The organism is Stutzerimonas stutzeri (genome assembly GCF_000935215.1).
GTDB lineage: Bacteria > Pseudomonadota > Gammaproteobacteria > Pseudomonadales > Pseudomonadaceae > Stutzerimonas.
The window spans coordinates 1-21107 of the sequence record NZ_JXXD01000009.1; the positions used below are offsets into that span (position 1 = coordinate 1).

Genomic DNA, 21107 nt, shown 5'->3' on the forward strand with positions numbered 1-21107 from the left:
GAGCCGCAGGCACGCGCACCCGTGTCCACCATGGGCGGCTGGGTGGGCAAGCTGCGGGTCGCACGCGTCTTCCAGGAGACGCCCAAGGTCAAGACGTTTCGGCTGGCGCCAGTGGAGGGCGTGGGTGCGCTGCCGTTCGAGTTCGAGCCCGGCCAGTTCCTCACGCTTTCGGTGCATTCAGGCGGGAACCAGGTCAAGCGCTCGTATTCGATCGCTTCATCGCCATGCTGCCACGGCTGGTGCGACCTGACGGTCAAGCACGAAAGCGGCGGCATCGTCTCGGGTTACCTGCACGAGCAGGTGAAGGAAGGCGATCTCCTCGATGCGTCCGGCCCCTACGGCCGCTTCACCTTCCGCGGCGTCGAGTCCGACAGTGTCGTGTTCCTGGGCGGCGGCGTCGGCATCACGCCGCTGATGAGTTCCATCCGCTACCTGACCGACCAGAGCTGGAACGGCCGGATCGACCTGGTCTACGCCTGCAAGGACCTGGAAAGCGTGATCTTCCGCGACGAGCTGAACCAACTCGCCCGCCGGCATCCGAACCTGCATGTGTCCATCGTGCTGAGCGACGAGTCATCGGCGGCATGGACCGGCCCGCGTGGGTTCATCACCGCCGAACTGCTGGGGCAGATTCCGCAGATCCGTTCGCGCCGCATCCACTTGTGCGGTCCGTCGGTGATGATGGACGCGGTCCGCAACGAACTGGGCAAGCTGGGCATCGACCTGGCGTCGGTTCATTCCGAGCTGTTCCTGAGCCCCTCCAGGACAGTGCCTCCCGGCCTGGAGGTGTCGGCGGGCGACACGGCGACGGCCGTCACCTGCAGCTTCGAGCGGTCCGGAAAAAAGGCGCCGCTGGCGGCCGGCCAGACCGTTCTCGAGGCCGCCGAAGAGGTCGGCGTTCCGATCGAATATGCCTGCCGGCAGGGTTACTGCGGCCTCTGCAAGATCAAGCTGCTGTCGGGCGAGGTCACCATGGACGTGGACGACGGTCTGACGCCACTCGATCGTTCCTCGGGCGTGATCCTGGCCTGCCAGGCGAAAGCGTCGGCCGATATCTCGGTGGATGCGTAGATGCGCAACCAGGATCGCATCATCGCGACGATCATCTTCTCGATGCTGGTGGTCCTGTGGCTGGGTTTCCTGGTGCACCGCTCTTCCTTCTTCGCCGGAAGCCTCCTGGGTGGCGTGTTCGGCGTCGTAGGCGCGGCGTTCATGCTCGTCCCGCTCACCTACACCGTAATCAAGCGCAGCGCTACGCTGCGCCGCGCATTCACCAGGAAGCATGGCTTCGGCGCATTGCTGCAGGCGCACGTCTATTTCGGCTTGGTAGGCGCGCTGTTGGCCATCCTCCATAGCGGGCACAAGTTCCAGAGTGCGCTCGGCGTCGCGCTGACGGCATCGATGCTGCTGAGCGTGCTCACTGGGTTCATCGGCCAGCATTACCTGCGCTACGTCGCGGAGAACATCCGCGAGAAGAAGGCGCAGATCGACGGGCTGTGGCGCCTTCTGGATGGGCAGTACTGGGCCTACGCGCAAGGACCAACAGCGGGCGTTGCCGGTACGCCCAAGGCCAGCGCCGAACTGCTGCCACTGGCATCCGCCGCCGCCGATCTGCAGTACTCGATCCAGTTCCAGGAGCGGGTGCGCAGGCTGTTCAACGCCTGGCTGTCGGCACACATCGCGTTCTCGATCATCTTCTATCTTCTGCTGGCGTTGCATATCTGGGCTGGCATCTACTTCGGGTTGCGGTGGTTCAGATGAGTCGAAAGGGAAAGATCCTCGCCGCGCTGCTCGCGGTCCTGGCGCCGGTGTCGGCAGTCGCACTGTGGACATACCTTCCGCAAATGCAGCGCGCCGCGACGTGGCAGAACATGGCCTCTCCGGGCCCCCTGTCCAGCGCACATGCGTTTCTCAAAGAGGACTGTGCGGCGTGCCACACGCCGGTGAAGGGCGTGGAGGACGCGACTTGCGTGGCCTGCCATGCAAACGAGACCGTCCTGGTCCAGCGACAACCGACGGCATTCCATGCCGACATCGCCGGCTCGAACAACTGCGTGGCCTGCCACAAGGAACACGACGCCGGCCGCAGCCTGCGTGGTATGGACCATGCGGCTTTGACCGACATCATCGTGCGATGGCTCGATCGGGCCCCGGAGGGTCATGAGGGGGCGGTGCTGCTCGCGCACCTCAAGGCACACCGGCCCGAGGCGCTGCCGGGCAACCTCTCGCTTGCCAACGGCATGACTTACAAGGAGACGCTGCTGGACTGTGCGAGCTGCCACAAGACCACCGACCCGCACGTCCAGGTCTTCGGAAACGACTGCGCGACATGCCACGGCACGACCACATGGTCGATTGCCGAGTACCGGCATCCACCGCCGAGTTCCACCGAGTGCGGCCAGTGCCACCTCGCGCCGCTCAGCCACTACAAGGAGCACTTCGGAATGATGTCCAAGCCGATAGCGGGTGTCAGGAATGCGGAACCTGAGCAGTGCTATCTCTGCCACCAGACCACCTCATGGAACGATATTCGGGGAATAGGCATCTATGACCACCATTGACGGGTGTTTCTATGAACCTTGAGGCACCTCATGCAGCGATTGAGATCGCGGTGATCGGGTTCGAGATTGCAGGGGTGCTCGCTATAACTTTCGGAAGTTTCATAGCGCTCTATCGCTTTTTTTTCAATTACAAAGGGGCCGCATTGACGGATCGCTCCCGGTCATTACGGCAAGATATTGGCGGCGCGATTGTGCTAGGACTAGAATTCCTCGTTGCTGCCGATGTCATACGAACGGTTGTAATTGAGCCCTCGCTACGAAACGTTGCAGTACTTGGTTTGATAGTACTTGTCCGAACATTTCTCAGCTACACGCTCCATATGGAAAATAAAAGCCGCGAGTCGTAGGCACCCCTCGCGGCTATGTATGTACTACTAAGCACATCGCTCAGCTGGGCAGTTTCCCCAGACGGCCCCATGCCAGTACCCGCACCGATTCGCCATAAAAACGGCAAGGCTAGTAACGATTGTATTGCTGAAATGCTTATGACCACCGCCGCACCAGGAGCATGTCTCGGGCTGCGACTACCGCCTCGGACTCTTACGTTTATGCAGGCTTCGATGGGTCGATAGGTGGTGTCTTATCTCCGACAGTTCGTTCCGGCGACCCGATACTCAACAATCGCCAAATCACCCTTAGAGTCCTCATAGGTAATTTGGGCCGGCATCACATCGTTGCAGGTCATATCGGTTCGCGTGGTACGAATTACCTTGGCGATGTCCAACTTCATCCCATAACGATAATGGACAACTTCGGGAGGCTTCTTTCCGACAGAAGTAGCGTACTCCCGCATAGTATTTTCGTTCGCGCGTATCATTTCGCCATACTCGCGATCTGAGCTACCCTCTGCCAAGGATAATGAGCTCACGCTCATAAAAAACACTGCTGCCGTAATCTTGAAAGCTTTCATAACCAGCTCCTAACTTAACGTGTGTGATGAAATTATAAGAGCGGCAAGCTGTTACTCATATGACACGGTAATTACACTGGTGTTATGAATCAAATTACCCAAGGATTAAGTGGGGCCGGTAGCATTCGAGCAAGCATAGCCATCCCGATTAATTGGCTCAGTTACCTAGCGGCCACACCATATGAAAATCATTCAGCCGTTGAGCTGGGGGTCGCAGGCGCTCAAGTTTTAAATTTGAGAGGCCCATCCACGCAGCGCTTCTGGCTAGGACGGGCCGACGGGTGACAGGCGCCCCTCGGCTCTTGATGAAGGGGCATAGAACTGGCACTGCCGGAGCAGAGAACAGCATCGGCATCGACCAGGGGCGTATTCTCGATATGCGCCGCATCAGACTTTCCCGGCTCAAAGCTGGGATACTGACCGCTGCGATCTCAGACCAAAAGATGGGTCTCGTCGATCACATGCATCGCTTTGCGTGACGTCCGCGTTTGCAAGCTACCCGCGGCAATTATCGGTGCCTTTTGGAAGACATCACGAGGAAGACCACATACTGCTCGACAATGACAGACTCAACTTGGTAATAGCCTATGTAGGAGGCGATAGCGGCGCGGCCATAAGGGGCGGCATTCAGAATGGCAATGGAGCTTCAAAACGCTGCGTATCGTCACACTTTTGGTCAGGGCCTCATATTCGCGGCAGAGAACGCGATCGCGATCGGCGGCATATCAGAGCGGACTGGTGGTTTTCCACAGCGACTGTAGTGATTTCGTAGCAGCACCACTGGGTCCCCCACAGACATTCGCTCAACTGGTGAAGTAGACGCCAACTGAATGTAAAAATTGTATGTGCTGTGGAAAAATTAAATCACTCGCTCATGTTGCTTTGAGCTGAGCCGAGAAGGCCGACTCAGCCCATTGTTGCATGACACGCTGTCAGGATCCTCCTCCCGTGTAAGGAGACGTTATGATCCGGCTTACCCCTGTGGCAGCTACTCAGAAATAACTTTCTTGTCATTTATTACCATGTGAGCGGTTGTTTATTTTGGCTGGCATTCCGCGGAACTCTACCGCGTGAAGTCGCCCGTCTGGAGTACGAATTTTTATTTCATATGGCCTAACATTTCCCTTAAGTGTGTTATTTATAGCTTTATTATCCGAACGCTCTTTATTCATAGGGGCCACACTCACCACCTCGCCGCGCTTCAGCAGATCCAGCATTACTTGGTGACCATCCCCAACAGTGTGATCGTGCCGCATAGCACTTTCTTGTTCCGTGCCGGCGACGGCTGCGAAAGCTGCCGAAATTAGCGAAATCGTCACCAGTGCTTTACTAATTTGGTTCATCATTTATCCCTCTTCCCCGATTTGCGTTTAAAAAACTATTGCTCGCTTTCTGTCTCAAACATCCCAAGTATAAACTGCACGTCTAGGGTTCCCTTAGCAAAGGGAAGCCTAAGCATCGATGATTGTTGCAGGGTAAGTGCTGATACCTGCAACAACCATAATCGTATTAATATCGCGGAGGTGTCCGTTAAAGTGGTATCAGCCGTTTTTAACGCCTACTGGGGCACCGAGAAATTCGACCGAATGGACGACTCCGTCAGGGGTTTTAATTTTAATCTCATACGTTCTTACATCACTTCCGGACACTGGTGAATTACCCATTGGGGTCACGCTTAGCACTTGCCCGGTTTTTAGCAGATTGACCATCACTTCATGACCATCGCCAACAGTATGGTCGTGTCTCATGGGTTGATCGCCTTTATTTGCAGCGATGAGAAAAGGAGATGTAGCGGTTAGAACAAGGGCGATAACGAGCTTTTGCATGCTTTTCATTGTGCTTTCCTCAGTGTTGGGGCCTGATTTGAGTGTGGCGGGTGAATACTTACGGGATGCTGTCCCTAAAATTACATTGGCGTAACCTCAGTGACAGCCAACAAACGTTCAGCTCCTGCGCTTTGGAAACTGGAAACAGGTCTGAACGACCTGATCTTCCACAAATCGCAATTACTGGTTACCGCAAGGATCTCGATGTCGCCCCTTACCCCTTAAAGGCTTACCTCTTCTACATTCGACAGCGAATATCGAGGAGACATCCACAGTTCGACAGGTCGTACAGCGTCACCAGGCGCGCCGTGTTCCTCACCAAATCACGGAAGCGCGTCACGCAGCCAGACTGGCGCATGGTCACTTCGACTTGGAGCAGCGCTGCGCAAACCCGAGAGCGAGTAAACTTGGTGCAGATTACATTTTTGTAAGCTTTTTAAAAAAATCGAAACCTCACAGCCTCCCGGCTTGTCCGTTCTTAGGTAACACCGAGGGCTGATTATCAAATCTGAGCTCTCACAGTATTAGTAACGCAACTGCCCGGCATGATCGAAAAATACGCAGACTTTAGTCAATGCAATACTGTGGCAGCACATCACCAAGAGGAGTTGATATGAAAATGTCTTATTGGCGTTTCGCTGCGATGGTGGCCACATCAACCGCCATCATGTACGGCGTTATGTATTTGAATACTTACACGTTCGAGCATGTTTTATGGAGTGAGACCCGTGCTTGGATGGCGATAGTGATGGGATCCGTCATGGCGATTATCATGCTCGCCTTCATGCTCAATATGTACAAGAAAAAGGCGCTGAACGTAGCGATATTCGCAGGCGGAGCAGCTTCCTTTGCTATTGCCTTGTGGCTTGTTCGTAGTCAGGCAACTGTCGACGATACCGACTATATGAAGGCCATGATTCCTCACCATTCTATAGCCATCATGACGAGTGAGCGCGCTCAGATCTCAGACCCGCGCGTTCGCAAGCTGGCGGATCAAATAATTGAGGCTCAGCGCCGAGAGATTTCTGAAATGATGTTTCTGATTGATGATTTAGACAGGGCTAACTGACGCAAGGTATCGCGCGACTTTCTCGCTCCGGTCCATTCTTCTTGCAAAAGTGATGCTGCGATTCCGACGAGGTCATACGCTTATTAAGCGCGCTGACCTGAGCGGCCAGCACACGAAATAACCATTTATGACGTCGGTGTAGCAAGACGCTTGTCGCGGGAAAGCTCAACTACTGCGCCATTTCCTAACGTGCCCATTGCTTTTAGCTGCCATGTACGTGCACTTTGCCATCCGTATGAGTGTGGGTATTGGAGGATGGCTCGGCATGGTCGTCGGTAGCGCTGCTGCCTTTCGAGCTGGAGTTACTTCCATCATGGTGATCATCGCCGTTACTGCTCGCAGAATGGTGATCGGACTCTGACGCTGAGCCGCCGTGGTGGTCTGCTGCCGCTATACCGCGACGTCCAGGCTCTCCTCCAGCGGCAACATTGCCATGATGGTCAGAATTGCTACCATCTAGGCCATCGTGATTTCGCGTCTGACTCTCACCGCCACCGTGCTGGTGACCGTCACTGGCTGCGACGAGCGCCTGGTATTGCGTAGCGTCGATCTTGGGCAACTGGCTGAGGAAGGCAACCATGCCCCAGATATATTCGTCGCCCATGCTCTTGCCCCAGGCCGGCATGCCTGTTGCCTTGATTCCATGCTTGATGACCCAGAAGGCGGATGCGGGGCTTGCGTCAATGCCAATCTTGGCCAGGTTCGGAGGGGCTGGATACAGCGCCTGACTCAGCTCTGTTAGTTCGACACCGGGCGCCAGATGGCACCCAACGCACATGGCGTTGTAGTTCCCGGCGCCACCACGAATGAGATTCTCGTCATCTAGATCGGGAACCACAATGTCCTTGGAACGCGCTTCAATAGAGCGATCACGCGCCATTGAAAGGAACGCATACACGGCAGGGTGATGAGGATCGTCAGCTCCTACGTTAATCACTCCGGAATAGGCTCCAGCTAGTATTGCAGCAGTACCAGCAGCGCCTGCTACCAAGAGGGTTGTAATTGTTTTTTTCATATTAACCTCTAAAGCCACATTCGAATGCCGGCGACAAAGCGCACCTCTTCAACATCTTCTCCTTCGTCGCGCAGCATGTCTGCGGTATTACCGTATGAGCGACTCCAGGAAATCCCGATGTAGGGCGCAAATTCGCGAACGATTTCGTAGCGCAGGCGCAAACCCAGTTCAGTATTTGCCAGGCCCGAGCCCACTACTCTTTCAAAATCATTCTTGCCGTAGAAATTGGCTTCCGCAGTTGGTTGGAGGATCAGTCGATTGGTCAGCAGGATGTCATAATCGCCTTCTAAGCGAACTGCAGCCTGGCCCCCTTCGCCAACGAACGCAGTGGCCTCGGCTTCAAAATCGTAAAGCGCCAGACCTTGCATACCGATGGCAGCCCAGGTCTGTGGAGACTCGGGCTTGAAGTCTTGGCGAACGCCAGCAACGACGTCCCACCACGGGCCGACCGAATGCCCATACAACAGCTGCAGCTCGGCATCCTCGGTTACGCCGTTGGTACGCTCTCCCTCGGAACGAAACCAGACCCGATTGATATCGCCTCCCACCCAGCCTGAGGCATCCCAGGCCAGGGTGCTGCCCTCATCAGCGTCCTGATATTCAAGCTGATCGAGCAGGAAGAAGCTGTTGATGCCGCTATCGTGCACTGTATGTCCAGGCAGAGGCGCGAAGGCCGCTTGGCGATCGGCATCCGTGAGGACGGGGATCGGTGTACGACTGGTGGTTCTCGGGGAGCCATGGTTCATTTGGGAGTGATCCATGTTGCTGTGATCCATCCCTTCCATTTGCTCTTGCATGGCGCCGTGGCCCATCTTGCTATGGTCCAGCGGCATGGAGCCGCGGCCCATAGTCGAGATATCCATTCCTTCTGCGGCAAAGGTAAAGCCGCCGCTCAGTGCGCTCATTGACACCGCCAGGGCAATGAGCGATGGACGTGATAGCTTAATGGTCATGGTTCGAATCTGCCTCGGCATGGTCGCTGCCATGCTCACCGGTCATTTTTTGGTGGTCCATGCCTTCATGGTTCATCGAGCCGTGATCCATTTGCTGATTGGCTGGGCCTTGGCCTCGCACCTGAGGAGGCTGCTTCTCACTGGCAGCTTTGGAAGAGTCAACGGCGTGCCGTCCATGATCGCTGTGATTTTCTTCGGCCAGCGACACTGGGATATACAGGGCAGCCAAAAGGCTCAACATTGCGGCACTGCAGAAAAGGGGGTTTCGTATCGGGGAATTGCCCATTAGATATCTCCTTCACTCATCCACGCGAACTTCACGGAACATGCCCATTTCCATGTGGAGCAGCAGGTGGCAGTGATAGGCCCAGCGCCCTAGCGCATCTGCGGTTACGCGATAGCTGCGCTTCGAGCCAGGAGGTACATCAATGGTGTGTTTGCGAACTAGGAAGTTGCCGTTGTCATCCTCCAGATCGCTCCACATGCCATGAAGGTGGATGGGGTGGGTCATCATAGTGTCGTTGACTAAGGTGATACGAACACGCTCGCCATACTTCAATCGCAACGGTTCCGCGTCAGAGAACTCAATGCCATCGAATGACCAAGAAAACTTTTCCATGTGACCTGTGAGATGCAGCTCGATAGTACGACTCGGCTCGCGCCCATCCGGATCGAGGAAGGTGCTGTGCAGATCTGAGTAAGTCAGGACACGGCGACCGTTGTTGCGAAGCCCGATTCCCGGGTCATTTAGCTTGGGAGTTGGCGTCATGGTCTGCATGTCGACCAGAGGGTTATTGGTTTCGGAGGCCGGATGGGACTGCATCGCTCCACCCGTGCCTGCCATCGTTGAATGATCCATGCCAGCCATACTGTCGTGGTCCATACCTGCCATCTTGCTATGATCCTTGCCTGCCATGCCGCCCTGCATGGAGCCATGATCCATTCCCTCCATGCTGCCGTGATCCATTCCCATATCGCTCATGGAGATCAACGGGCGAGGATCAACTTCAGGAACAGGCGCGCTCAGCCCTTCGCGAACGGCCAGGGTGCCGCGTGAATAGCCGGTGCGGTCCATGGACTGCGCGAAGATGGTGTAGGCCTGCTCGCTATCGGGTTCGACTATTACATCGAAGGTTTCGGCCGCAGTAATACGGAACTCATCGACGCTAACAGGTTTGACGTACTGCCCATCGGCCGCCACCACCGTCATCTTTAGACCCGGGATACGGACATCGAAATAGGTCATGGCCGATGCATTGATGAAGCGCAGGCGGATTTTCTCACCCGGCTTGAAAATACCAGTCCAGTTGTTATCCGGCGCCTGGCCATTCATCAAGTAGGTGTAGGTATAGCCACTGACATCGGCAAGATCAGTCGGGCTCATTTTCATCTGGGCCCACATCTTCCGATCAGCGATCGCTGCGGACCACCCCATCTCGCTGACGTCATCGACGAAGTCGCCGACTGTGCGTTTGTGGAAGTTGTAGTAATCCGATTGCTTTTTGAGCTTGGCCAGAACCCGTTCCGGATCTTCGTCAGTCCAGTCACTTAGTAGCACGACGTAGTCGCGGTCGTAGCTGAACGGCTCCGGCTCTTTGGCATCGATCACCAGAGCACCATAGACGCCAGCCTGCTCCTGTAGTCCCGAGTGACTGTGGTACCAATAGGTGCCGTTCTGGTTAACCTTGAATTTGTACTCATACATGCCATCGGGGGCGATGCCGTGGAAACTCAGGCCAGGTACGCCATCCATGTTCGCCGGCAGGATGATGCCGTGCCAGTGAATCGAGGTATCGTCCTGCAGACGATTACGAACGCGCAGAGTCACGGTATCGCCTTCCCGCCAACGCAGGGTCGGCCCTGGAAGTGAGCCATTGATGGTCATCGCGGTACGAGCCGCGCCAGTAATATTTACCGGGGTTTCACCGATGAAAAGATCAAAATCGGTACCGGCCAGCACGTTGGCCTGACCGGGACTGGTCACGGCCCAGACCGGCATACGCCACATGCCTAAGCCGCCGAGAATACCGGTGGCGGCTAGACCCTTGATGAAAGTGCGCCTTGTGGTTTTGCTTTGCATCCCGTTATGTCCATTAATCAGATGAGCCAGTGGTGAGCAACCCGGTCTCAGATTCGTTGACTGCCCGCCCCTGCCAAGCCGGAGTACTCGGCAACGCATGAAAACAGGAGCATTGTTCGATCCCCTCGAAATATCCGTCAATTCGGTTTCCGTTTGAACGGAGTGCTTTGTTCTTCAGGCACGACGCCAACTTAACTGCGGCATCCTGTCACAGGCCTTAGCGAAACATTACAGTTCTGTCAGGTACCGTTTTTTCTGACTGTTAAGTTCCGGTGTGACTGTTCAACAAATGGCTGACTTCAGTCGTCACCGATTTTGATAGTGGAACATCGTTAAAACGATCAAGTCATTGCCCACTTCCGGAAGCGACCAGGTTGCATGCTTTACATTCGGTCGTCGGCTAGACGCAGTCGTTCCAGAAAACTCTCGGCGTCGGTTTAACCAATCGTGCGAAGGTCCTGCCACTCATCACCACTGGGGGCAAACAATTGCAGACCGGCGGGCTAAACAGCTTATAGCGATCAAGCAGCGCGCGTTGCTCGGCATCGCTACGCGTCATATCGAAGCGCACCAGCCGGTAATCAGCCAGCTGTTCGCGCACGGAGGGCACTTCGAGTATTTCTCGTTCGATTACTTTGCAACTGATGCACCAGTCGGCGTACCAGTCCAGCAGCAAAGGTTGGCCGAAGGCGAAACCATCTTTGTAGAGGTAATAACCATCGGCATTTATGAACCGCAGGCGAATACTGTCGATGTCGGCTTCTATCAGATCAAGGCCAAAGGCCAGATCCACCGGCAGGAAGTCCTGGCTGTTATTCAGGGGGCGTTGAAGAGGGGCGGCTGTGAGCGAGGCAGATCAGAAATCCCGGCGCTGACCGGCGGTGGGATCAGTAAAAGCAGGCACAGCAAAAGGCGAAACATGTATCTCGCGAAATAAGAGTTTAACTAAAGGCCCCAGACATAATTCCGCCTCGCAAGCCAGGAAAACTGTCCTGCCCAAGCGAGCCGGGGGAGGGTAATCGCTGCGATCATCCAGCGAAATCCCCGTGCCACCCGACTGGGAAAGCTGGTCAGCGGCACGGAGCCTGAACCTACGGGTACTTGGCGAGGACCTCATCCTGCCCTGAAGGGGTAAGCCCGATTACCTGGTAGGCATGTTTGACATCCCCGTGCTCCATACCGGGCGATCCAGCCGGCATACCGGGCACGGCAATACCTCGCAGGTCGGAACGCTTGCGCAATTCGAGTATCTGCGCCACCGGCACGTGGCCTTCAACGAACTTGCCGTTGATCACACCGGTGTGACAGGACGCCAGACGCGGCTCGACTCCCAGGTCTTGCTTTACCGAACGCATGTTGCGTTCAACATGGTCGCGGACCTCAAAGCCGTTGTCTTCCAGATAGGAGATCCAGTCGTTGCAGCAACCACAGTTGGCGTCTCGGTGTACATCGATGATCAAGGGTTCAGCGGCATGGACCGCCCCACTTATCAGCAGCGCCGCAAGGACTGATATACGCAGTTTCTAGACATATAAGAACCTTGTTTGCCTTTCATTTTCAGTTGCAGCCGCAGCCACCGCTGCCACCGCAACCCGTCTTTTTTATGCTGCTCGATCCGGTTGCCGGACCGGCCAGCTGAGCGGGATATCCTGCATCAGCCAGGGAAGCAATCAGCGCTTGGCTGTCGCTCTGGCCGCTAACCCGCACCCTGGCGGCTTGTAAATCGACATCAACCTTGGTGACGCCCTCGACAGTGTTGAGCGCCTCGGTGACATGCTTGACGCACGAGCCGCAGCTCATGCCTTCGACGTTGAGTTCAATGGTGCTCATGAGAATCTCCTGGGAAATCACCGTAATGGTTCAGCAAATGTTCAACCTTGCCAGAAGGGCAAGGTCAAGCGTTTCAATCGATCGATCCCTTGCGCAGCCTCAACGCGTTAAATACCACTGAGGCCGAACTCAGGCTCATAGCCAGCGCCGCGATGATCGGCGACAGCAGCAGGCCGGTCAGCGGGTAGAGCAGGCCTGCGGCCAGCGGGATGCCCAGAGCGTTATAGAGAAAAGCAAAGGTCAGGTTCTGGTGCATATTGCGCACCGTGGCCACTGACAAGCTCCTTGCTCGCAGGATGCCCAGCAGGTCGCCCTTGACCAGTGTGACTTGAGCACTGTTCATCGCGACGTCGGTGCCGGTGCCCATGGCAATTCCGATATCGGCACGCGCCAGGGCTGGAGCGTCGTTGATGCCGTCGCCGGCCATGGCCACGCGGTGCCCTTCTTGTTGCAGGGCGGCGGCCAGGCGTTCCTTGTCCTGCGGTTTGACCTCGCCGTGCACCTCTTCGATGCCGAGTTCGCGGGCCACTGCACGAGCAGTAGTCAGGCCATCCCCGGTGGCCATGATTACCCGCACGCCATCCGCCTGCAGGCGCTCTACCGCCAGTTTCGACGTCGGCTTGATCGGATCAGCCACTGCCAGCAGACCAGCCAGGACGCCGTCCACCGCCAGGAACATGATGCTCACGCCTTCGCCGCGCAACTGTTCGGCCCGCGCACTGAGGGAGCTGGCATCCACGCCGGCATCATTCATCAGCGCGGTATTGCCTAGTTGCAGACGGTGGCCATCAACCTGGCCACGCACGCCGATGCCGGACGCTGATTCGAATGTCTCGGCCGTGCTCAGTGCCAGGCCTTGTGTACGGGCATGGTCGACGATGGCGTGGGCTAGAGGATGTTCGCTGCCCTGATCGAGGCTCGCTGCCAGGCGCAGCACCTCATCCGGAGTGAAACCAGGCGCTGCCTCTACACTGTGAAAGGCCGGGCGACCTTCAGTCAGGGTACCCGTCTTGTCGACGATCAGGGTGTCGATCTTGCGCAAATTTTCGATGGCACCCGCATCACGGAACAGTACACCGCTGCCGGCCGCCTTGCCGGTCGCGACCATCACCGACATTGGCGTGGCCAGGCCCAGGGCGCACGGGCAGGCAATGATCAGCACCGCCACCGCGTTGATCAAACCGAAGACCCAGCTCGGCTCCGGCCCCCAAAGACCCCAGACAAGGAACGTCAGTATGGCGATAGCGATTACCACCATCACAAAGTAACCGGCGATAACATCAGCCAGTCGCTGCATCGGTGCTTTGGAGCGCTGCGCCTGGGCAACCATTTGCACGATCTGCGCAAGCATGGTCGAGCTGCCGACCTTCTGCGCCTGCATCACCAAGCTGCCGTGTGCATTGAGGGTGGCACCGATGAGACTGTCACCGACGTGCTTCATGATCGGCACCGGCTCGCCGGTCAACATTGACTCATCTACTGCGCTTTCGCCCTCCAGTACCAGACCGTCGACAGGCACCTTCTCTCCAGGGCGCACTCGCAGCCTGTCGCCCGCATGAACATGGGTGAGCGGAATGTCGTTCTCCGTACCGTCGGGATTGATGCGTCGCGCGGTCTTCGGCGCCAGGCCAAGGAGTGACTTGATCGCCGCCGAAGTCTGCGAGCGCGCCTTCAGCTCAAGTATCTGGCCGAGCAAAGTCAGCGAGATGATCACTGCCGCCGCCTCGAAGTACACACCGATGCGCCCGTCTTTCAAGAAGTCGGCGGGAAACACGCCCGGCGCGAGAGTGGCCACGACGCTGTACAGATAGGCGGCGGCGGTGCCGAGACCGATCAGCGTCCACATATTCGGACTGCGCAGCAGGAAGGAGCGTACGCAGCGCTCGAAGAACGGCCAGCCGGACCAAAGCACTATTGGAGTGGCCAATATGAGTTCGACCCAGTTCTGCGTGGAGCCGTGAAATAGGTTCAGAGAGTGCCCCCCCATGGCCAGCACGGTGACGATCACCGTCAACGGCAGGGTCCACCAGAAGCGCCGAGAGAAGTCCTTAAGCTCCGGGTTCTCTTCTTCGTCTAGTTCCGGAATCACAGGCTCCAATGCCATACCGCAGATTGGGCAGCTTCCTGGTCCCGCCTGGCGAATCTCCGGATGCATCGGACAGATGTATTCAGTGCTCGGTTCGGACGGCGCTTGAGCTACATTCTGATTCTCCTCACGCGACCGTGCGCTTGCGAACCGCTGAGGGGCAGCCTGGAATTTCTCCTGACACCTTGCGCTGCAAAAGCGATAAGTCTTTCCTTCGAAGGTCTCGTGATGAGGACTATCTGGCTTGACCGCCATTCCACACACCGGGTCGTACTGTTTACCGTTTTGATCGTGCGAATGGTTAGCCTGATGCCGGTCGTGGTTGCTGGAAGAATTGTGCATGCCATTTACTTCCTATCTTTGTCCTTGGAGACACGGGTGGGATTGGAATGGCCACCATGGTTGTGACCAAACAAATGGAGCAACGGGCAAAGCAGCAAGATTATGTATGGCAGTCCCTGCAAGAGATGACCGTAATGCTCGCGTGCCAAGTAGAAAAAACCGATTATTGCCAGCATTAAGAGCGCTACGCCGGGTCTAGTCTTCCAAAAAGATATTTCATTATTCCGATGAAGATGGCGGTGATACACGGCAGTGACCTCCAGTGCTGGTATTTTTAGTACGTTGCGTCAGCATGAGCCGCTCGTCCCGATAGATATAGCATGCCAACTAAGGAGATTAACGGATCCTCACCTTGCCGACCCTCCTTGCTTGATAGCCGACTGATGGATGTCGCGCCCAATCTAAGCATTGAAAGAAACTCCGTGCAGAGGAATGAATTAATTCACTTCAAGTTCAGAGGTGCGCACACTTAAATTACTATCTGTAAGGCTCGCCCGCCTGATCAGATCATCAAAAAAAAAGGCGCCGTTGAGGCGCCATTAGGCCAAGGGAGCAATGTGGAAGGCCTGGAAAAACCAGCTGCTAGCATTCTTAGAGTCACTGCTCATATTTTGCTCGAACATAGATTCCGACTTATGTGAAACACTATCACCTCCGCCTGTCAGCGAGCTGATTTATACGTTACATTTTTGTAAGCTTCTAGATGGCGGCCTCGTTAACCTGCACACTGAGTCGAAACAAACTTTCGGAATCTGCCTGCATGAAATTACTGGTCGCTGAAGACGAACCCAAAACTGGTTCTTACCTGCAACAAGGACTTACCGAAGCTGGATTTACCGTCGACCGGGTCACGACTGGCACAGATGCGCTCCAATATGCGCTGAGTGAGGTTTATGACCTTTTAATCCTTGACGTGATGATGCCAGGGTTAGATGGATGGGAGGTGCTACGCATGGTCAGATCAGCAGGGCACGAAATACCCGTACTGTTCTTGACCGCACGTGATGGCGTGGAAGACCGCGTCAAAGGCCTGGAGCTGGGCGCGGACGACTACCTGATTAAGCCGTTCGCGTTCTCCGAACTTCTGGCAAGGGTCCGGACATTGCTTCGCAGGGGCAGCGGCTCCCCCACCCAAACCACCGTGAAAATTTCAGATCTCGAAGTGGACCTGCTAAAGCGCCGCGCCGTTCGTGCTGGGAAGCGAATTGATCTGACGGCGAAGGAATTTTCACTGCTGGAATTGTTGATGCGCCGACGCGGCGAGGTGCTTCCGAAGTCTCTGATTGCATCTCAGGTATGGGATATGAACTTCGACAGCGACACCAACGTTATCGAGGTCGCGGTACGCCGTCTGCGCGCAAAAGTCGACGACGACTTCGAGCACAAACTGATCCATACCGTGCGTGGCATGGGCTATATGATGGATGCACCGGAGTGAGACTGCGTCACCTTTCGCTGACCGCCCGAATGAGTGTCATGTTCATGTCTGTGGTGGTTGTAGTTCTCACCATAGCTGGGCTGAGCTTCAATTTGCTTAGCCAGCATCACTTCGAAGTGTTGGATCGGCAGGCCTTGGTGGAGAAGCTCGAATCGACCAAGAAAATTTTCAATAACGTACGCAGCAGCGCAAACCTTGCTGAGGAGCTACCGCAGTTGCGAGCTCTGCTAGGTGCCCATCATGATTTAGCGGCGACCATCTTGAGCGAAGATGGCAGAGTGCTCTTTTCTGATCCCAAGACAGTCGACGTCCCGGAAAGCTATAGGGACGCAGAACAGCAGAATATGTGGGAATGGAAATATGCCGGCCGCCTGTATAGAGGATTGACTGCCCGAATCTCGGTAGCAGACCAGCCCGAACCACTTACAGCACTGTTGATTCTTGATGTCACTAACCACGCGCATTTCTTTCAGACTTTGCAGCGTTGGTTCGGCGTTGGATTAAGCGTCAGCGCTCTAATTAGTGCTGCGCTTGGCTGGATGGTAGTTAGAAGCGGTCTCAGGCCTCTGAGGCAAGTTACCCATCTCGCCGCATCGATGTCAGCAAGGTCGTTGCAGGAACGAATGCCGCTTGAACCGATACCGCTTGAGTTACAGCAATTGGTTCTGTCCTTCAATGCGATGTTAGGTCGCTTGGAAGATGCCTTTGTTCGGCTTTCCAATTTCTCGGCGGACATTGCTCATGAACTGCGAACCCCTGTTAGCAACCTCATGACCCACACCGAGGTGGTGCTGACCAAAAAGCGGAATATTGATGCTTATGAGGAGAATCTTTACTCCAATCTAGAGGAGTTGAAGCGTATGTCACGCATTATTGACGACATGCTCTTTTTGGCCAAATCCGACAACGGCTTGATTATTCCCGAACAAGCGTCTATCGAACTAGCTGATGTCGTTGCTAAACTGCTTGCGTATTACCACTTAGTGGCTGACGAACGCGATATCCGTCTCTCAGTCTCAGGCGCAGGAAATGTGCTGGGAGATAAATTAATGATTGATAGAGCGGTCTCCAATTTGTTATCCAACGCGCTGCGTTACACCCCGGTAGGGGAAACTATTTCTGTAACGATTCACGAGGCGGAAAGAACGGTAACCCTCAGCGTCGAGAATCCCGGAGGGACGATCGAGCCCGAGCACCTGGACAAGCTCTTTTATCGCTTCTATCGGGTCGATCCTGCCCGGCGCGAGGGTAGTCCAAGCAACGCTGGCCTCGGCTTGGCTATTACCAGATCTATTGTTGAGGCCCATAAAGGCAGAATCTGGTGCACCTCATTAGACGGCATGACGGGCTTTCACATGGAATTTCCCCGCCAATAATAAAATATCGAATAAAGGTAAATATTTTAAAATCAGCCGCATAGCGATCATAAGGGACCTTACACGATTGTAATGTTAACCATTGGAACGGACGAACTCTGAATATGTCGGATTTATGAGCTGCTAGAGGATCACCTCAGGCCAGCTCAAGACTATACGCTAAAATACGAACTTTGGAGGAAGTCATGACTGAAACAATGTTCAATAGCTGCATTCAAGCTTGTTCTAACTGCGCTCTAGTTTGCGAAGCATGCGCATCTGCCTGTTTACTTGAAGACGACGTACAAACGATGGCCCGTTGCATTGAGCTCGACAGAGATTGTGCTGACATATGTGCTCTGGCAGCCAGACTCATGAGTCGCCAGAGCGAGTTGGCTAAAGAGTTCTGTGCATTGTGTGCAAAAATTTGCCGAGCCTGCGGTGAAGAGTGTGCCAAGCATCAGATGGATCACTGCCAAGAGTGCGCGAAAGCCTGTATGAAGTGCGCTGAGGAATGTGAACGTATGGCTGTATAACCAGCAAGCCGCTTTCCTGCCAAGATGGTATCTTATGGACTTGGTAGGAAAGCGCTTTTATTCAGTGGCAGGACACCTACGCTCTACCCACTGAAATGACGCCTTGGCTTCTATTGTTACTCTTGTGCAAAAAAAAGAATGCCATTTGAAAAATCAGTCATAAGCCAATCGTAACGATCATACAATTGGCTTATATCGTATTAATTCCCTTATAAATAATTAACCGTTATTGATGCCAACTGGCGCGCTACGGAACTCCACTGAGTGGACAACTCCATCAGGAGTACGAATTTTGATTTCGTATGGCTGCGCACGATAGCTTGGCCAGCCTAGAATACTATCTTCGCCCATTGGCGTCACACTTAGTACATCACCGCTTTCAAGAAGAACCTTTAAAGCCTGTCTACCCTCGACTGCAGCATAGTCATGCTGCATCGTTGAGTTTCTATCAACCTCAGCCATTGCGAAGGAGGAACTTACGGCTATGCCAACAGCAAGAACTGCCGCAAATTTTTTCATCGTTAACACCTCTTGGTCATTGATGTTGGATAGTTTAAAGGTGTCAACCTTACACAAAGCTGAGTCTTATATTACATTAATGCTAAGCGGAGCTTACGTGTGATGTGCTCTTAACCTCATCACTTGCACTGAAAAACAGCAGAAATTTTTGTTCGATGGCTGCTGCTCGTGGTCTTCAAATTCCGGCAGCAAGAAGCGGATACTCGAACAAGGCGTAGTTCCCCCAAGCGCAACAGAATCTCAAGACAACACTAGCATTTATGCCGTGAGCCAATTTATTCTAGATAATTTCTCCTAGATTAATCAGATGTAATACCGTCTGTGGCCGGCCATGACATCTGGATGCAAAAAGCACATGCATCCGACCGCGTAGCGGTAATTGCTGTGGAGAACCGCGTCCGGTTGAATGGCACAGGCTCTGAAAAAGCGCGCGGCGTCGGTGAGTGAACATATTGCAAATTACTTTAATCCAACGGAAGCGTTACAGGCTTCACTCAGCGCGTTTTTTTCAGGTGCTCTCAGCTACAGACTTATTCCGATAGTACGCAGTGCCTCCCAGGACTTGGTTGAAACCAGGTGGTCCCTGCCAATTCCTTGGTAAACCGGTGGACTTAAGCAGAGTTTCTGCGTCCACTCCATTTCTCGCAAAGTCCTCTAGGTCCCACTCGAAAAAGCTAACAAGGGCTTGAAAAACAGTATTCGGAACACTGGAAACCATACCCAGACTTCCAGTGTTCATCGGAAGGTTTAGCCTTTTCATATTGGCAAGAGCGAAAATTAGCCGTCTCAATCTAAAGTGCCAGACAGACTCCATAAGAAGTTCAGCCTGCTGGGACGCCAAGGGAAATCTACGCTTACGTAACTTTGGACACCGCGGTAAACGCACGGGTAGGAGTTTCTGCAGGTTGTTGAGATTAACCCGCTTCTGTCCTTTGGAAATCCGATAGAGATTCTCAGCACCCGATAGGAGAATGGCAGCATAAGCGCTGTCTCGGAGATCACTAACCTCCTCGACTACTTCAGGTAAGCGCTTTGGCGTGCTGAGCTTTCCCATCAACCATGCGTTGTCATGCTCCGCTAGCCAGCGGGTGGCTTGATAAGCGTTATCCCAGAGGTATCCTAGCGCGCGAGATCAAGACAGGCTTACCCGACGCGGTTAGAAGGCGCTGTGCATAGCACCTGATCTGTTCAGCAAGTTTCGCATCGAGAGTAGCGAATGTATCAGTGTTATCAACGCGGTTTGTATGAGCACCCGCATGTTTGGCGATGTAGCCTGAGAGCCAGGGTCGATCACAACGATACAGCCACATGTATCCTTTGCATTGGTGAGCTAGCAGGCCCCCATATTCAACCTCGAAGGTTGCTCGGCGCCTGAGACGCTCGCTTTGAAATCTTGCATCTCTCCAGGCCTGCGAACCGCCGTTGACGGCACGGATGGTTCGATAAACATACACTCGGGTGACTCCAAGCGCAGAGGCGATCTGCCGAGCCTCGCACCCGGCAATAGCTAGTTTCCAAACCGCAGCAGGCAAGCCTTCCAGTCCATCTAGCAGGACCTCAGAAAGCTTCGCTTTTGGATAGCCAACACCAGTTGGCGATGGTCGCTTAACAGCTTGCGTTGATGGCTTGTCGCTGCACTGGAGATGACCCAGATCAACCCCCAGGGCGGTGGCCAGCACAATGTATTTGAGTGGATGATGCGTATGCCTTGGCCTCCGTAGCAGCTTGGTGACCCAAGTCGCGGGCAGATCTGAGGGTGAATCTCCGAGAATCGAGTATTCCCAAGCTGCAGGCAGAGCGTTGTAAACGCCGTCCATATGTGCGGCCAAACGGCATAGATCCAGCCGCTGCGATTTACCCCGGGTTAGGCCTGACTCAGCAGCTCTCCGCATCAGGCAAGCGCGCAAGGCAATGGGTGAAAGGGGATCGAGGTCTAGCGTAAGCAATTGCATCGATCGTAGCGCGATCTGATGCAGCGTTGGAAAAGCCTCCAGACCAACAGTGACCTGATGTGAATGAGCTTGTACTTCGGCATCGTCAGGCAGGTGGAGCTGCCATGAATTACGGCTATACCAGCTCGGATCCACCGTCCTGAGCGAATCGCCGTGGTGAGGGCATACCAACACACCGGGAAGCTGGTGAACGCGGTGCCAGTACGCTGCTCCAACCCGAACGACGTCCTCATTGAGGCAGGCCGGACAGAACCGTACCCTCGAAGCTCCTTCGATCCGACTGGCATTGATTCCTAGTTTCAGCATTAGCCACTTGCCGTCCCCGGCCATTGAGGTGCGGGCATGCTGCATCTGCTCATCGGTGAGAAAAGGCGCGTAATAGGGCAGAACGGTATGGCGCGTGATGATTTTGGATACCGAGAGATCTGTGCCTGGGGGAAGCAACTCGGCCAAATCATCCAACCGACAGGGAAACGCTACATTTTGCGTGAACGAGACCGCAGCTCTGTTGCCGGTGAACGCAGCTTTGCGGCTATGCCCGCCACAAAGCCGGGCATAGCGAGAGAGAACGCTGTGTAGCGTCTCGTCGGGTAGTGCTGCAGGGAAGAAATGGAATTTCAGTTCCATTACGCGAC

General features: G+C 54.8%; 21 protein-coding genes and 1 pseudogene. 8 read left to right on the top strand and 14 right to left on the bottom strand.

Annotated features, from left to right (window positions below; all coding sequences use genetic code 11):
- The 4 genes from LO50_RS00970 to LO50_RS00985 form a co-directional block, all read left to right on the top strand.
- The coding region (locus LO50_RS00970; RefSeq protein ID WP_044313812.1) for a 2Fe-2S iron-sulfur cluster-binding protein at positions 1 to 1071 on the top strand (1071 nt) is incomplete at its 5' end.
- Positions 1072 to 1761 carry a hypothetical protein gene (locus LO50_RS00975; protein ID WP_003292130.1) on the top strand — a complete coding sequence of 230 codons (690 nt, stop codon included), beginning with the start codon at positions 1072 to 1074 and terminating at the stop codon, positions 1759 to 1761. It abuts the gene before it with no gap.
- On the top strand, positions 1758 to 2561 hold the full coding sequence (locus LO50_RS00980; RefSeq protein ID WP_003298494.1) for a multiheme c-type cytochrome: 804 nt from the start codon (positions 1758 to 1760) through the stop codon (positions 2559 to 2561). The genes LO50_RS00975 and LO50_RS00980 overlap by 4 nt, the downstream gene beginning before the upstream one ends.
- An 11-nt stretch (positions 2562 to 2572) precedes the next feature.
- Positions 2573 to 2908, top strand: coding sequence for a DUF1622 domain-containing protein (locus tag LO50_RS00985; RefSeq protein WP_003298493.1), 336 nt, complete (start codon positions 2573 to 2575; stop codon positions 2906 to 2908).
- A 233-nt stretch (positions 2909 to 3141) separates the two neighbouring features.
- Here the strand turns inward: LO50_RS00985 and LO50_RS00990 are convergent, their stop codons facing one another.
- From LO50_RS00990 to LO50_RS24575, 3 genes are all read right to left on the bottom strand, one after another.
- Positions 3142 to 3471 carry a DUF2790 domain-containing protein gene (locus LO50_RS00990; protein WP_003292133.1) on the bottom strand — a complete coding sequence of 110 codons (330 nt, stop codon included), beginning with the start codon at positions 3469 to 3471 and terminating at the stop codon, positions 3142 to 3144.
- Between the two features lie 1010 nt (positions 3472 to 4481).
- A complete protein-coding gene (locus LO50_RS24570; protein ID WP_011914422.1) occupies positions 4482 to 4817 on the bottom strand; it encodes a hypothetical protein in 336 nt (111 codons plus the stop codon).
- Positions 4818 to 5012: 195 nt separating this feature from the next.
- Positions 5013 to 5306, bottom strand: a complete 294-nt coding sequence (locus LO50_RS24575) for a hypothetical protein (protein WP_011914423.1) — start codon at positions 5304 to 5306, stop codon at positions 5013 to 5015.
- A 604-nt stretch (positions 5307 to 5910) separates the two neighbouring features.
- Between LO50_RS24575 and LO50_RS00995 the strand changes: the two genes are divergently transcribed.
- Positions 5911 to 6366: a DUF305 domain-containing protein gene (locus LO50_RS00995; RefSeq protein ID WP_020307709.1), complete on the top strand. Its 456-nt coding sequence runs from the start codon at positions 5911 to 5913 to the stop codon at positions 6364 to 6366.
- Between the two features lie 202 nt (positions 6367 to 6568).
- Here LO50_RS00995 and LO50_RS01000 read toward each other — a convergent pair whose 3' ends face one another.
- From LO50_RS01000 to LO50_RS23930, 9 genes and pseudogenes are all read right to left on the bottom strand, one after another.
- Positions 6569 to 7381, bottom strand: a complete 813-nt coding sequence (locus tag LO50_RS01000) for a c-type cytochrome (protein ID WP_044313813.1) — start codon at positions 7379 to 7381, stop codon at positions 6569 to 6571.
- 8 nt (positions 7382 to 7389) lie between these two features.
- Positions 7390 to 8334, bottom strand: coding sequence for a copper resistance protein B (locus tag LO50_RS01005; protein ID WP_037004932.1), 945 nt, complete (start codon positions 8332 to 8334; stop codon positions 7390 to 7392).
- Positions 8324 to 8620 (bottom strand): hypothetical protein, encoded by a 297-nt coding sequence (locus LO50_RS23920; protein ID WP_080902054.1) that lies wholly within the window; start codon positions 8618 to 8620, stop codon positions 8324 to 8326. The genes LO50_RS01005 and LO50_RS23920 overlap by 11 nt, the downstream gene beginning before the upstream one ends.
- Before the next feature lie 12 nt (positions 8621 to 8632).
- Positions 8633 to 10414 carry a copper resistance system multicopper oxidase gene (locus LO50_RS01015; RefSeq protein ID WP_044313815.1) on the bottom strand — a complete coding sequence of 594 codons (1782 nt, stop codon included), beginning with the start codon at positions 10412 to 10414 and terminating at the stop codon, positions 8633 to 8635.
- A gap of 437 nt (positions 10415 to 10851) precedes the next feature.
- Positions 10852 to 11099 (bottom strand): annotated as a pseudogene (locus LO50_RS23925) (thioredoxin family protein); the annotation flags it as partial.
- A 406-nt stretch (positions 11100 to 11505) separates the two neighbouring features.
- Complete coding sequence (locus LO50_RS01025) at positions 11506 to 11874, bottom strand: DUF411 domain-containing protein (protein WP_234462266.1); 369 nt, start codon at positions 11872 to 11874, stop codon at positions 11506 to 11508.
- 97 nt (positions 11875 to 11971) lie between these two features.
- Positions 11972 to 12244, bottom strand: a complete 273-nt coding sequence (locus tag LO50_RS01030; protein ID WP_044313818.1) for a heavy-metal-associated domain-containing protein — start codon at positions 12242 to 12244, stop codon at positions 11972 to 11974.
- A gap of 73 nt (positions 12245 to 12317) precedes the next feature.
- Complete coding sequence (locus LO50_RS01035) at positions 12318 to 14585, bottom strand: heavy metal translocating P-type ATPase (RefSeq protein ID WP_162836506.1); 2268 nt, start codon at positions 14583 to 14585, stop codon at positions 12318 to 12320.
- Between the two features lie 92 nt (positions 14586 to 14677).
- Positions 14678 to 14848 carry a DUF2933 domain-containing protein gene (locus tag LO50_RS23930; protein WP_080505060.1) on the bottom strand — a complete coding sequence of 57 codons (171 nt, stop codon included), beginning with the start codon at positions 14846 to 14848 and terminating at the stop codon, positions 14678 to 14680.
- Positions 14849 to 15432: 584 nt separating this feature from the next.
- Between LO50_RS23930 and LO50_RS01040 the strand changes: the two genes are divergently transcribed.
- The 3 genes from LO50_RS01040 to LO50_RS23935 all read left to right on the top strand — a co-directional run bounded on the left by LO50_RS01040 (position 15433) and on the right by LO50_RS23935 (position 18001).
- Positions 15433 to 16110, top strand: a complete 678-nt coding sequence (locus LO50_RS01040) for a heavy metal response regulator transcription factor (protein WP_003292145.1) — start codon at positions 15433 to 15435, stop codon at positions 16108 to 16110.
- Positions 16107 to 17486, top strand: a complete 1380-nt coding sequence (locus tag LO50_RS01045; protein WP_044313820.1) for a heavy metal sensor histidine kinase — start codon at positions 16107 to 16109, stop codon at positions 17484 to 17486. Before LO50_RS01040 ends, LO50_RS01045 begins: the two co-directional genes overlap by 4 nt.
- A gap of 185 nt (positions 17487 to 17671) precedes the next feature.
- Positions 17672 to 18001: a four-helix bundle copper-binding protein gene (locus LO50_RS23935; RefSeq protein WP_024162553.1), complete on the top strand. Its 330-nt coding sequence runs from the start codon at positions 17672 to 17674 to the stop codon at positions 17999 to 18001.
- Between the two features lie 219 nt (positions 18002 to 18220).
- Here LO50_RS23935 and LO50_RS24580 read toward each other — a convergent pair whose 3' ends face one another.
- Together LO50_RS24580 and LO50_RS23945 are read right to left on the bottom strand one after the other, a co-directional pair.
- Positions 18221 to 18520, bottom strand: a complete 300-nt coding sequence (locus tag LO50_RS24580; protein WP_085987739.1) for a hypothetical protein — start codon at positions 18518 to 18520, stop codon at positions 18221 to 18223.
- A 1103-nt stretch (positions 18521 to 19623) separates the two neighbouring features.
- Positions 19624 to 21099 carry a TnsD family Tn7-like transposition protein gene (locus tag LO50_RS23945; protein WP_236690556.1) on the bottom strand — a complete coding sequence of 492 codons (1476 nt, stop codon included), beginning with the start codon at positions 21097 to 21099 and terminating at the stop codon, positions 19624 to 19626.
- Positions 21100 to 21107: the final 8 nt, after the last annotated feature.